Here is an 11,626-nt window from a genome sequence, read left to right as displayed (position 1 = left end):
GTGAAGTGCGGCGCGGTGCGGGTGCGGAGGCGGCCCGTTGCCCCGACCGACCGTGGACCGTGGATCAGTCCTTGACCGCGCCGGCGGTCACGCCCGCGGCCACGTAGCGCTGGGCGAGGACGAGCAGGACGGCCGCCGGGATCGACGCGACGACGGCGGTCGCCATGATCGCGTTCCACTCCTGGTTGTTGTTGCCGATGTACTTGTAGATGCCGAGCGTGATCGGCCGCCAACTGCCGCCGCCGTCAAGGGTGTTGGCGAAGACGAAGTCGGACCAGGCCCACAGGAAGCTGAACAGGGAGACCGTGACGATCGCGTTGCGGCTCACCGGGAGCACCACGGACACGAAGGTGCGCCAGGTGCCGGCGCCGTCGATGCGGGCCGCGGAGATGAGCTCGCCGGGGATGCCCGACATGAACGCGGTGAAGATCATGACGCCGAACGGCACGGCGATCGTGGAGTCCGCGACGATCAGTCCCCACCAGGAGTTGAGCAGACCGTAGTCGAGGAAGACGCCGTAGAAGCCCATCGCCATGACGATGCCGGGGATCATCTGGGCGACCAGCAGGGCGAGTCCGAGGGTGCCCCCGCCCAGCGGGCGGAGTTTGGCCAGGGCGAAGCCGGCCGGGGCGGCGAGAACCAGGGTGAGGGCGACCGTGCCGAGGCCGATGAGCAGGCTGGTGCCGAGGTAGGGCAACTGGTCGTTCAGGACGGCCCGGTAGCCCTCGAAGGTGGGGTGGAGGGGCAGCAGGTCGGGTGGGGTCTTGCGCATGTCCTGCTGCGGGGTGAGGGACACGTTGACCATCCAGTACACCGGGAACAGCATCAGAGCGGTCAGCAGGAGGCCGATGACGGTGTAACGGCCTTTTCCCGTACGGGACTTCATGCTTCCTGCCTCCTCTGGACGCGGATGTAGAGCAGGCCGAAGACGAGCGCGATGAGGATGAGGATGTTGCCGACGGCCGCGCCGGGCCCGAACTTCGGCAGCAGCGTGCCGAAGCCGAGCTGGTACGACCAGGTGGCGAGGGTGGAGGAAGCGTCGCCGGGGCCGCCCTTGGTCATGATCCAGATCAGGTCGAACACCTTGAGCGTGTAGACGAGTCCGAGGAGCAGCGTGATCGCCGACACCGGGCGCAGCAGCGGAAAGGTGATCCGGCGGAACTGCTGCCAGGCGCCCGCCCCGTCGAGCGAGGCCGCCTCGTACAGCTCGGCCGGGATGTTCTGGAGCCCGCTGTAGAGGATGACGAGGTTGAACGGGATGCCGATCCAGATGTTCGCGATGACGACCGAAGTCAGCGCCCAGTCGGGCGAGTTGAGCCAGTCCACCGGGGACACGCCCACGAAGTGCAGTGCGTAGTTGATGACACCCGACTCGCTGTTGAACATCCACGACCAGGTCGACGCCGACACGATCAGCGGCAGCAGCCAGGGGATCAGGAACAGTGCACGCAGGGTCCCGGCAAGCCTGAAGTGCCGGTTGAAGAAGACCGCGAGGGCGAGCCCGGCCGCGTACTGGAACGCGATCGACGCGAAGGTGAAGACCAGGGTGTGGCGCATCGCCGGGCCGAACGTGGGGTCGTCCAGGACGGTCCGGAAGTTGTCGAGGCCGGAGAAGGGCGCGTCCCCCTGCACGAACGACCGGACGGTGTAGTCGCGCAGGCTCAGGTCGAGGTTGCGGTAGAGCGGATAGAGGTAGAAGGCGGCGAGGTAGACGACCAGCGGGGCGATGAAGGCCAGCGCGACGAGCCGGCTCCTGCGGCGCTGTCGGCGCCGCAGGTCCGACGTGTCCGTCCGTTGTCCGGTGCCGGCCGCCCCGGACCTGGCCGGGGACCGGTGCGCGCGGCGGTCGACGCGGGCGATGGTCATGCGTACTCCTGGATGCGGGTGGCGGTGCTGTTTCCGGAGGAGCGTGAAGACCGGAGTCAGCCCTTGCTCGCGGCCGTCTGAGCGGCGTCGAGGGCCGCCTGCGGGCTCTTGCCGCCCGACAGCGCGTTCTGCACGGCTGTCCACATCGGCTGGGAGATCGTCGGGTACTTGGTGCCCAGACCGCCGCTGGTGCGGCCACGCGCCGCCGCCACCGCGCCGACCCACGGCTTCAACTCGGGGTTCTTTGCGACCTGTTGGGCCTGAACTGCGGCGGTGGGCGCCACGTACGTCAGGGTCGTGTCGGTGGTCAGCAGGTTCGCGGAGTTCGTCAGACAGGTGACGATCTTCTTGCTGGCGTCGTAGCGGGCGGAGTCCTTCTGCACCGGGACGGTGACGAATTCGCCGCCGGTCGGCACCGGCGCCGAACCGCCGTTCTGCCCGGGGATGTTGATGACGCCGTACGGGAAGCCGGCCTTGTCCGCGTTGCCGAGCTGCCAGGTGCCGTTCTCGCTGAACGCGTAGTCGCCGGTGGCGAACTCCTGCCAGCTGGTGGTCTGGGTGTTCTGGAGTACGTCCTTGGGCGCGTATCCACCGTCGACCCACTGCTTCCACAGCGACAGCGCGGCCACGCCCTTCGCCGAGTCGAGCTTGGTCAGATCGCCGCCCGCGCCCCAGAACCACGGCAGGAACTGGAAGCTGCCCTCCTCCGTGTTGATCGCGGAGAACGTGATGCCCTTCTTGCCCGCCGACTTGACCTTCTTCAGTGCCGCCGTGAGCGAGGCCCAGTCCTTGATGGACGCGGGGTCGACGTGGGCCGCGGTCAGGATCTTCTTGTTGTAGTAGAGCGCCAGGGTGTTGGCGCCGATCGGCACCCCGTAGGAGGCGTTGTCGATGACGCCCGCGCCGAGGATGTTCTTCTGGATCGACGCCGTGTCGAGGCCGAGATCGCTGGTCTTGTTGAGAATGCCCGCCTCGACGAGCGTGGAGACGACCGGGTTGTCCACCAGCATCACGTCGGGCGCGTTGCCCTGCTGGGCGGCGAGCAGCGCCTTGTTGCCCAGGTCGGTGGTGTCCATGCTGGTGCGCTTGACCTTGACCCCGGCATCGGTGCCGCACTTGGCGACGAGCTTGCCCCACGCCGAGGAGGCGTCGAACTGGGGGTACGGGTCCCAGAAGTTGTACGTCCCACCGCCCTTCCCGGAACCGGAGGCGGAGGAATCGGAACCGCCCCCGCAGGCGGCGACAGCGGTGAGCGCGCCGACGGTGGCTATGGCGGCGAGGAGGGTGCGGCGGGCGTTTCTCACGGTGACCTCGTTGTCTTGGTGCGGCTCGTAGAGACGGGGCAGGGGTTCAAGAGGTGGGCAGCCAGACGCGCATGGCGCCGTCCTGACGGTTGGCCCACGCGTAGTAGGGGATGGCGGTGAGCTCGACCAGCGCGTCGTCTTCCGTTTCCGGCGCCTCACTGCCGACGGAGGTGTACGGCCACCAGCCCGCGTCGGGGATGCGGCGGCGGTGGCCGGACGCGACGACAGTGGTGACCCCGCCGAGCAGCTCGGGCCGGTGCCGCACGGCGAGCGGACGGGCAGGGTGGAGGACGATGTCATCCAGTCCGCCGCCGGGGTTGTCCACCTGTTCCAGGCAGTAGACGAGCGGCCCGCGCTCGATCGCCACACAACCGCGCACGGCGTCCACGCGGGGGTCGGCCGCGGTCAGGCGTGGCGCGAGGGCGAGTTCGAGGACGACCCGGTCGCCGGGGGCCCAGGTGCGCTCAAGTCGCAGCCAGCCGTCGGCCGTGGGGGCGTTGCTCTGGTCGTACTCCGTGTCCCCGCACCGCACCCGGTACTCGGCGCACCACTGCGGGACGCGCAGCGAGAGCGTCCAGGGGCGGTCGGCCGGGGTCTCCTCGACGGTCAGGCTGATCGCGCCCTGCCACGGGTACTCGGTCTCGACGTTCACCGCGACCGGGGTGCCGTCGAGGTCGCCGGTGCAGCGGCCGTCGGCGTACTGGTGGATCTGGAGGCCGCCGGTGTCGCTGGTGGCGAGGTAGTGCTCCAGCGAGGCCAGCAGCCGCATGACGTTCGGCGGACAGCAGGCGCAGCGGAACCAGCGGGTGCGGCGGGCCGACTGGTCGCCGCCGGGGTCGGTGTGGCCGTCGCGGACCTGGAGCGGGTTGACGTACAGCCAGCGCTCGCCGTCGAGCGACACCCCGGCCAGGAAGCCGTTGTACAGGGTGCGTTCGATCAGGTCGGAGTAGCGGGCCTCACCGGTGAGCAGGGCCATCCGCCAGCTCCACTGGACCGACGCGATGGCGGCGCAGGTCTCGCAGTACGCGCGCTCGTTGGGCAGTTCGTACGGGTCGCCGAAGTCCTCCTCGTCGTGGTGCGCGCCGAGGCCGCCGGTGAGGTGGGTCTTGGTCGTGGTCATCGCCCGCCACAACCGCTCGCCCGTCGCCCGGAGTTCGGCGTCCCCGGTCTCGGTCGCCAGATCGGCCGCGGCTGCCAGCAGGTACAACTGCCGTACGGCGTGGCCCTCCACGGTGTCGGCCTCGCGCACCGGTACCCGGTCCTGGCAGTACGCCTCGCCGCCCAGCAGGCCGTGGCCGAATCGGTCGACGAAGTAGCCGGCCAGATCGAGGTAGCGGCGCTCGCCGGTCTCCCGGTACAGCTCGACCAGGGCGGTCTCGACCTCGGGGTGGCCGTCGACGCCGTCGATCTCCTTGCCGCTGCCGGGGAGGCCGAACACGGAGTCGATGTGGTCGGCGAACTTCCGCGCCACGTCCAGGAGTTGGGCGCGACCGGTGGTCCGGTGGTGGGCGACGGCCGCCTGGATGAGATGACCGGCGCAGTACAGCTCGTGCCCCCAGCGCAGGTCCTTGTACCGCTCGCCGCCCTTGACCAGCTGGAACCATGTGTTCAAGTAGCCGTCGGGCTGCTGCGCCTCGGCGACCAGGGCGACGATCCGTTCCACGTCGGCTTCCAGCGCGGCCGAGGACCCCTGGGCCAGCTGCCAGGACGCCGCCTCCAGCCACTTGTAGACGTCCGTGTCGACGAACGGGTACGCGCCCCGGAACTCGCCCTGGACCGCGCCCGCCGCCAGCCGCAGGTTGTGCAAGTTCCCTGCGGACTCCAGGAGTTGGGGACCCTGAGGGAGTGAGATTCGCGCGTTCACCTCGCGGCGGGTGCTCCAGAAGCCGGCGCGCACCTCGACCGCGGCAGGGGTCAGTGCGGCCTTGGCTCCTGGCCCGAGCCGGACCGGCCCGGTGGACGTGCCTGCCTGTTCGGACACGGCCGGGGCCGAGGAGGAAAGCGCGGCGGAACGGGGGCGGGGCATGGCTCTCCGGAGAGGTAGGTGGGAAGCACGGGTCGGGGACCCGACGTGGGATGCGCGTCAGGGCGTCCCTGAGGTCGGACGGGTGTCGCTCCGTCTCTGGAACTCGCTGAGGAAAACGTTTTTCTGCCCGGAAAGGTAGGAACGGGTCCACCTGCGCGTCAAGGGGCCGGGCAAACATTTTCTTCGCCTGGTCGGGGACTGGCCAGCTGCCGCGAACGATGTCAGGATGCAGCAGATGACGTCATCAAGGAAAAGGGTTGCGTGTGACCGCCGTGCCAAGTCTTCCGCCCACCGGGCGGGCGAAGCTCACCGATGTGGCCAGACTGGCCGGAGTCAGCGTCGGGACGGCCTCGAAGGCGCTGAACGGCAGCGGGAGCATGCGCCCGGAGACCCGGCAGCGGGTCCTTGACGCCGTCGAAGAACTCGACTTCCGCCCCAACCAGCAGGCGCAGAGCCTGCACACCGGCCGCAGCTGGACCGTAGGGCTGATGACGACGGACGGCATCGGCCGCTTCAGCACGCCCGTCCTCCTCGGTGCGGAGGACGCGCTCGGCGCCGGCAAGATCTCCGTGCTGCTGTGCGACACCCGGGGCGACGCCATCCGCGAGCAGCACCACCTGAGCAATCTCATGGGCCGCCGGGTGGACGGCATCATCGTGACCGGCCGGCGGACCGACCCGCGTCCGCCCCTGAAGGGCGTCGAGCCGATCCCGACGGTCTACGCGCTCTCGCCCTCCACCGACCCGGACGACATCTCCGTAGTGTCCGACGACCGCAGCGGAGCCCAGCTGGCGATCGAGCACCTGCTGGCCACTGGCCGCACCCGGATCGCACACATCACCGGCCCGGCCCACCACGCGGCGGCCCGTGACCGCGCCCAGCACACCCTCGAACTCCTCAAGCAGTCCGCCATGGAACTCGCCACCGGCCGGGTCCACTTCGGGGAGTGGAGCGAGGCGTGGGGCCGCCGCGCCGCCCAGGCGGTGCTGCGTACGGCACCGGAGACGGACGCCTTCTTCTGCGGCAACGACCAGATCGCGAGAGGCGTCGCCGACGCCCTGCGCGAGAACGGCCTGGACGTCCCCGGCCAGGTGGCGGTCGTGGGCTACGACAACTGGGATGTGATGGCGCTGGCTTCCCGGCCGCCCCTGACGACGATCGATACGGATCTCTCCGAGGTCGGCAGGCGGGCCGCTCTGCTGCTGCTGGACGCGATCGGCTCCAAGGTGGCACCCGGTCTGCACAGGGTTCCCTGCCGGCTTGTCGTCCGTGAATCCACCTGAGCCTTCGGGCGAGTCGGGGAATGCCGAGCACGCCGCGACAGCCGCCGGTCGTCCACGCACAACTGCCGTGTCTCGTAAGGAGCATGGGGGCGTGTCAGTCGATGCCTTCGACGATGCGGAAGTCGCGCTCGACGCCGTCGGAGAGGGCGACCAGCGCCTCCTGGTAGGCCGCACTCTTGTGCGCCGCGACGGCCTGCTCGAAGCTGTCGGTGCCGGCTCCACAGAGTCCGTTCGCCGGCGAGGAACAGCACCAGGAGCAGTGCGGCGGCCAGGGCGACCGCGCCTGCCACGTCCAGTGGGCGGAGCGGCCTTCGGGGGCTTCGGGCACGGAGCGCCACGCGGTCAGGAGGGCGGCGGCGGTGACGACCAGGCCGAGGCCGTGGGCGGCCCGTACCCCGCCGAACTCGGCGAGCAGTGCGGCCAGCGGGTAGCCGACGCCGGCCCCGATGATCGAGACCACCGAGATCAGGGCGATCACGGCCGCGCCGTGCTCCTCGGGGAGGTGGTCCCGGGCCACGCCCATCATCAGCGCCGTCAGCCCGAGCCCGACGCCCTGGGCCGCTCCGCCGGCCGGCAGCCACGCGAACGGCAGCGGCAGCACGGTGAGCGCGCTGCCGGCGACGACGACCGCCAGCGTGGCGAGGATCGTGGCCCGCCGGTGCGGGCCGGCTCCGCGCCGGCCCAGGACCGGCGTGGCGACGGCGCCGCTGAGCAGCGCGACGGTCAGCGTCCACTGCGCGCCGGCGAGCGAGACGTGGAACGAGGTCGCCACGCTGGTGATGAGCGGCGTTCCGAGGCTGGCGACCGCCGCCACGACCAAGGCGATGAACATCAGGGCGGGGACCAGCAGCCGCGCCTCGGAACGCGCCACCGGGAACGCCTTCACCGCGCCCCCGCCGACCGGCCGCCCGGTCATCGCTTCGGCCCTTTGCGCTCCTGGCTTTCGAGCTCTGCCAGATGCTTCAGCGCCGGAAGAGCCGCCACCAGCGCCTCGACCTCGTCGCCGGTGAGCTCGCCGATCAACCGCTCGAACGCGTGGACGCCCGCATGGCGCCGCGTCCGTACATAGGAGGCGCCGGACTCGGTCAGGCACACCAGCGTGACCCGTTTGTCGGCCGCGTCACTCCGCCGCTCGACCAGGCCGGACTCCTCCATCATCCGGACCAGGGTGGTCATCGCGGGCTGGGTGACGCCCTCGACCGCGGCCAGATCGGTGATGCGCCGCGGGCCGGTCCGGTCCAGGGTGGCCAGGGTGGCGGCGGACGTCGGGCTCATGTCCCGGGGCAGGCGTCTCGCGGCCCTGGTGGCCAGGCCGTAGAGGGCTGCACCGATGGCGGCGGACGCGCCGGGAGTGGCGACACGACGACTCACGTTCGAAGCATTGCCTTTTATATTCAGAATTTATGTAAATGGTCGACTTCGCGGACGGCACCGCGGGTTGCGGACCCGAGGCCTTCGAGATCGACGACCACGACCGGTGCTCGACGGCCACAGCGGTGCGTTCGAGAACGCACCGCTGCGACGGCGTGGCGATTCGGGAGTCGGCCCTACACGGCCGCCGCGGCGGCGTGCAGGTTCTTCGCGGCCAGGGCGAGCCCCTCGGTCTGGGAGTAGGCGGCGTCCTCGTGCTCGATGTTGACGGCCATGTCCGGGTCGACCTCGGCAAGGGCGCGCAGGAACTCGGTCCAGTAGGCGACGTCGTGGCCGACGCCCACGGCGACGAACTTCCACGCGGGGTTCTCGGGCCAGGAGTTGCACCAGAAGCCGTAGCCGGTGGGCACCTTGCCGGGTGCGTCGGCGGGTACGCGGGTGAACGAGGTGTCGAGCACACCGCGGATGTCGGCGCCCGGGCAGAGGGTCGCGTCCTTCGCGGCGGCGTGGAACACCAGCGGGCCCAGCCACTTGATCGAGGCGACGATGTCCATGCCCTGCCACATCAGGTGCGAAGGGTCCATCTCCGCACCGACGTTGGTCGCGCCGGTCGCGTCGACGAGCCGCTTCAGGGTGACGGGGGAGAAGACGAGGTTGTGGGGGTGCATCTCGATGGCGACCCGGACGTCGTTCTCCCGGGCCAGCGCGTCGATCTCCTTCCAGAACTCGACCGCCACACCCCACTGGTAGTCCAGGACGTCCATGTAGACGCCGTCCCACGGATTCACCACCCAGGAGGGGTACTTGGCGTCCGGGTCGGAGCCCGGCGTGCCGGACATGGTGACCACGTGCCGCACCCCGAGGAGGCCCGCGAGGCGGATCGTACGGCGCAGGTCGTCGGCGTGCTTCGGGCCGACCCCGGGCAGCGGGTTGAGGGGATTCCCGTTGCAGTTGAGGCCGGTCAGCTCCATTCCGCGCTCGGCGAAGGTCGCCAGGTACTCCTCGCGCGCGGTCGCCGAGGACAGCAGGAGGTCGACCGGGCAGTGCGGGGAGGGAATGAAGCCGCCGGTGTTCACCTCGACGGAGGTCAGGCCGTTCTCCTTGAGGATGTCGAGGGCCTCGGCCAGCGGGCGGTCGTGCAGACAGGCGGTGTAGGCGCCGAGCTTGAGGGACATGCGGGTGCTCCTTGTATGGGTGCGGTGCGGGTGGTCAGACGGCGGGCGGGACCGTGACGGCGACGCCGCCGGCCTGTGAGGACTCGACGATCGCGCGGATGATCTCCATGGTCCGCAGCCCCTCGGCGAACGTGGCGCAGGCCGGGAGCGGCTCGGAGACCCCCGCGATCTGGTCGAGGAACGCCCGTGCCTGGTAGGTGAAGTTGTCGGCGTTGCTGGCCCCGACACCAGGCGCTTCCATCGGCACCCCGCCCGCGAAGTACGGCAGTTGGGGCCCGGCGATGATCTGCCGGGCACCGCGGGTACGGGCCTCGGGCTGGGCGTCGTCGAAGAGGTACTCGGCCGGCCGGTGCTGGTCGAACGCGGCCCGTCCGCCGACCCCGAGCACGTCGAACGCGAGCCCGTTCGGCAGCCCGAAACCGGTACGGGTGACGGAGAAGGTTCCGACGAGTCCAGACTCGAAACGGGCCGTGAAGGACGCGGTGTCCTCGTTCTCCACCTCGCCGAACTCGTCGGAGACAGGGGCCGCGTTGTGCCCGACGACCGCGCCCAGCGGCAGCGGACGCTTGGGGATCTGCGTGGAGAGCGTGGCACCGGAAACGGAGGTGATGGCCCCCGCGACGTACTCGGCGGCGTCGATGACATGCGAGCCGACATCACCGAGCGCGCCGGAACCGGCACCCCCCTTGAAACGCCAACTCAGAGGTCCCCTGGGGTCGGTGGCGTAGTCGCACCAGTAACGCCCGCTGAACAGAGTGAGGTCACCCAACTCCCCGCGCCGCACGTGGTCGCGGATCGCGGCGATGCCGGGGGAGCGGCGGAAGGTGTATCCGACGGCGGTCACGACCTCGGTGGACCGCTCCAACTCGGCCATCGCACGGGCGTCTTCGAGCGAACCGGCCAGCGGCTTCTCGCACAGCACGTGCTTCCCGGCGGCGACCAGCGCCTCGGCGATCGGCCGGTGCAACGCGTTTCCCACGACGATGCTGACCGCGTCGATCGTCGGGTCCTCGGCGACGGCCTCCCAACTCGGCAACGCCTTCTCGAAGCCGTAGCGGCGGGCGGCGTCCTCGGCGAGCGCGGTGTTGGCATCGGCTATCGCGGCCAGCCGGACCGGCGGCAGTCCCGCCCCGAACACGGTGTTGGCGTTGCGGTATCCGGCGGCATGGCTGCGGCCGGCCATACCGGCTCCGATCACCGCGACGGAGAGAGGCTTGGCGGAGGAGGTCATGAGATATCCCTTGAGAAGAGAGGTCAGCTGGGGGTGGGGGAGGCGGAGGCGGTGAAGCAGGCGGCGACCTGCCGGGCGGGCGGCGGTGCGCGACGACCTTGGGCTCGGTGTTCTTGGACCCGTACTGAGCGGAGAGTGAGCTCCGCTCGGTACGGGAGACTGTCTTCAAGCGCTTTAAGAGCGCTTGAGGCGGAGCGCTGTTTCCGAGCCGAACAGCGATGCCAGCGGTTTGCTACGACGATGCGGCGAGGTACTCGTCGATCTTCGCGCGCATGAACAGTGAGGACTCCTTGGCCCGTTCCTCCCAGGCGAAGACGCACGCCGTGAGGGTGCCGTCGAAGTCGTTGTCCCGCAGGGCCCGGAACAGCTCGCCGAAGTCGACCTCGCCCTGGCCCATGTCGAGATGCTGGTGGATGCGGGCGGTGGTGCCGGGCGGGTTGAGGATGTAGCGGTTGCCGGAGGACGCGGTGTGGTCGAACGCGTCGGCCAGGTGGACATGGGTGAGCAGATCGCCCGCGTGCCGGATGATGCCGGGGGCGTCGTCGCCGATGTGGAAGGTGTGCGGGGCGCAGTAGAGGAAGCTGACGCTCGGGTGGTTGATGCCCCGGATGAAGTCGACCGCCTGATGGCCGTCCTCGATGAAGTCGTCCGGGTGCGGTTCCAGGGTCAGCCGGATGCCCTCCTGTTCGAAGAGCGGGAGGAGTTCGTCCATCGACTTCCAGAACTGGGCCTCGCTGCGGTCCGCTTCCTCGGGCCGGCCGTTGAACTCCGAGATCATGCTGTCCACGCCCAGCTCGGAGGCGATCTGGATCGACCGCTTCCAGTACCGTACGGCGGCCTGCCGGGCGTCCTCGTCGGGGCCGGACCAGCGGAACAGCGGCAGCAGGGAGGAGATCCCGACGCCGGCCGCGTCGAGCGCCTTGCGGAACTTGCGCACGGTGGCGTCGTCCACCCGGGGGTGCCGGAAGAAGGGAATGAAGTCCTCGCGGGGTGAGAGCTCGATCCACTCGTAGCCCAACTCGGCCACCACACCGGGCAGTTCGAGCAGAGGGACATGACGGATCATGTACGGGTCGAGGGCGATCTTCATGAGGGAATGCCTTCGGGTGTAGGGGAGCGGGGGTGCGTCGGGCGGAGCCATCCGCTCGCGTGGGCATAGGGCCGGCGTCCTGATGCCGTCGTCAGCCGGCGCTTTCGACCGTGGCTTTGAGGTCCGTCGCGTCGGGGAGTTTGTCGACGTCGAGGCCGCGGACCTGGGACAACTCGTGCTTGAGTGCGGCGAGTTCGGTGCCGCCGGCCATGTGGTTGGTCAGCTCTTCGAGGGTGATCTCGCTGCGTTCGGCGGAGAGTTCCATGGTGCCCAGGCGCAG

General features: G+C 69.9%; 10 protein-coding genes and 1 pseudogene. 1 reads left to right on the top strand and 10 read right to left on the bottom strand.

Annotated features, from left to right (window positions below):
* Window positions 1-64: 64 nt before the first annotated feature.
* The 4 genes from ACFXC1_RS50235 to ACFXC1_RS50220 are packed head-to-tail and all read right to left on the bottom strand — an operon-like array spanning window position 65 to window position 5,196.
* A complete protein-coding gene (locus tag ACFXC1_RS50235; protein WP_381256937.1) occupies window positions 65-886 on the bottom strand; it encodes a carbohydrate ABC transporter permease in 822 nt (273 codons plus the stop codon).
* Entirely contained in the window at window positions 883-1,866 is a 984-nt protein-coding gene (locus tag ACFXC1_RS50230) for a carbohydrate ABC transporter permease (protein WP_381256934.1), read from the bottom strand. Before ACFXC1_RS50230 ends, ACFXC1_RS50235 begins: the two co-directional genes overlap by 4 nt.
* Window positions 1,867-1,922: 56 nt before the next feature.
* Window positions 1,923-3,170 carry a sugar ABC transporter substrate-binding protein gene (locus tag ACFXC1_RS50225; RefSeq protein WP_381256931.1) on the bottom strand — a complete coding sequence of 416 codons (1,248 nt, stop codon included), beginning with the start codon at window positions 3,168-3,170 and terminating at the stop codon, window positions 1,923-1,925.
* Between the two features lie 46 nt (window positions 3,171-3,216).
* Window positions 3,217-5,196 (bottom strand): glycoside hydrolase family 127 protein, encoded by a 1,980-nt coding sequence (locus ACFXC1_RS50220; RefSeq protein ID WP_381256929.1) that lies wholly within the window; start codon window positions 5,194-5,196, stop codon window positions 3,217-3,219.
* A 263-nt stretch (window positions 5,197-5,459) separates the two neighbouring features.
* On the opposite strand from ACFXC1_RS50220, the gene ACFXC1_RS50215 reads away from it, so the two are divergent.
* On the top strand, window positions 5,460-6,479 hold the full coding sequence (locus tag ACFXC1_RS50215; protein WP_381256926.1) for a LacI family DNA-binding transcriptional regulator: 1,020 nt from the start codon (window positions 5,460-5,462) through the stop codon (window positions 6,477-6,479).
* Between the two features lie 94 nt (window positions 6,480-6,573).
* Here the strand turns inward: ACFXC1_RS50215 and ACFXC1_RS50210 are convergent, their stop codons facing one another.
* The 6 genes and pseudogenes from ACFXC1_RS50210 to ACFXC1_RS50185 form a co-directional block, all read right to left on the bottom strand.
* Window positions 6,574-7,395, bottom strand: coding sequence for an MFS transporter (locus tag ACFXC1_RS50210; protein ID WP_381256924.1), 822 nt, complete (start codon window positions 7,393-7,395; stop codon window positions 6,574-6,576).
* On the bottom strand, window positions 7,392-7,850 hold the full coding sequence (locus ACFXC1_RS50205; protein WP_381256921.1) for a MarR family winged helix-turn-helix transcriptional regulator: 459 nt from the start codon (window positions 7,848-7,850) through the stop codon (window positions 7,392-7,394). The genes ACFXC1_RS50210 and ACFXC1_RS50205 overlap by 4 nt, the downstream gene beginning before the upstream one ends.
* Window positions 7,851-8,026: 176 nt before the next feature.
* Window positions 8,027-9,025 carry a sugar phosphate isomerase/epimerase family protein gene (locus tag ACFXC1_RS50200; RefSeq protein ID WP_381256918.1) on the bottom strand — a complete coding sequence of 333 codons (999 nt, stop codon included), beginning with the start codon at window positions 9,023-9,025 and terminating at the stop codon, window positions 8,027-8,029.
* Window positions 9,026-9,059: 34 nt separating this feature from the next.
* Window positions 9,060-10,256: a Gfo/Idh/MocA family protein gene (locus tag ACFXC1_RS50195; RefSeq protein ID WP_381256915.1), complete on the bottom strand. Its 1,197-nt coding sequence runs from the start codon at window positions 10,254-10,256 to the stop codon at window positions 9,060-9,062.
* A 232-nt stretch (window positions 10,257-10,488) separates the two neighbouring features.
* Complete coding sequence (locus ACFXC1_RS50190) at window positions 10,489-11,346, bottom strand: sugar phosphate isomerase/epimerase family protein (protein ID WP_381256912.1); 858 nt, start codon at window positions 11,344-11,346, stop codon at window positions 10,489-10,491.
* A 91-nt stretch (window positions 11,347-11,437) separates the two neighbouring features.
* Window positions 11,438-11,626, bottom strand: a pseudogene (locus tag ACFXC1_RS50185) (sugar ABC transporter ATP-binding protein); the annotation flags it as partial.

The organism is Streptomyces hokutonensis, from assembly GCF_042751305.1.
GTDB classification, from domain to species: Bacteria; Actinomycetota; Actinomycetes; order Streptomycetales; family Streptomycetaceae; genus Streptomyces; species Streptomyces hokutonensis_A.
Note: the sequence above shows the minus strand (reverse complement) of the source record. Positions and strands in the feature narration are given on the sequence as shown.

Excerpts from the sequence above, each read along its gene's own strand:
- ACFXC1_RS50235 (WP_381256937.1), bottom strand. The coding sequence starts at position 886 with ATGAAGTCCCGTACGGGAAAAGGCCGTTACACCGTCATCGGCCTCCTG.
- ACFXC1_RS50230 (WP_381256934.1), bottom strand. The coding sequence starts at position 1,866 with ATGACCATCGCCCGCGTCGACCGCCGCGCGCACCGGTCCCCGGCCAGG.
- ACFXC1_RS50220 (WP_381256929.1), bottom strand. The coding sequence starts at position 5,196 with ATGCCCCGCCCCCGTTCCGCCGCGCTTTCCTCCTCGGCCCCGGCCGTG.
- ACFXC1_RS50210 (WP_381256924.1), bottom strand. The coding sequence starts at position 7,395 with ATGACCGGGCGGCCGGTCGGCGGGGGCGCGGTGAAGGCGTTCCCGGTG.
- ACFXC1_RS50200 (WP_381256918.1), bottom strand. The coding sequence starts at position 9,025 with ATGTCCCTCAAGCTCGGCGCCTACACCGCCTGTCTGCACGACCGCCCG.
- ACFXC1_RS50195 (WP_381256915.1), bottom strand. The coding sequence starts at position 10,256 with ATGACCTCCTCCGCCAAGCCTCTCTCCGTCGCGGTGATCGGAGCCGGT.
- ACFXC1_RS50190 (WP_381256912.1), bottom strand. The coding sequence starts at position 11,346 with ATGAAGATCGCCCTCGACCCGTACATGATCCGTCATGTCCCTCTGCTC.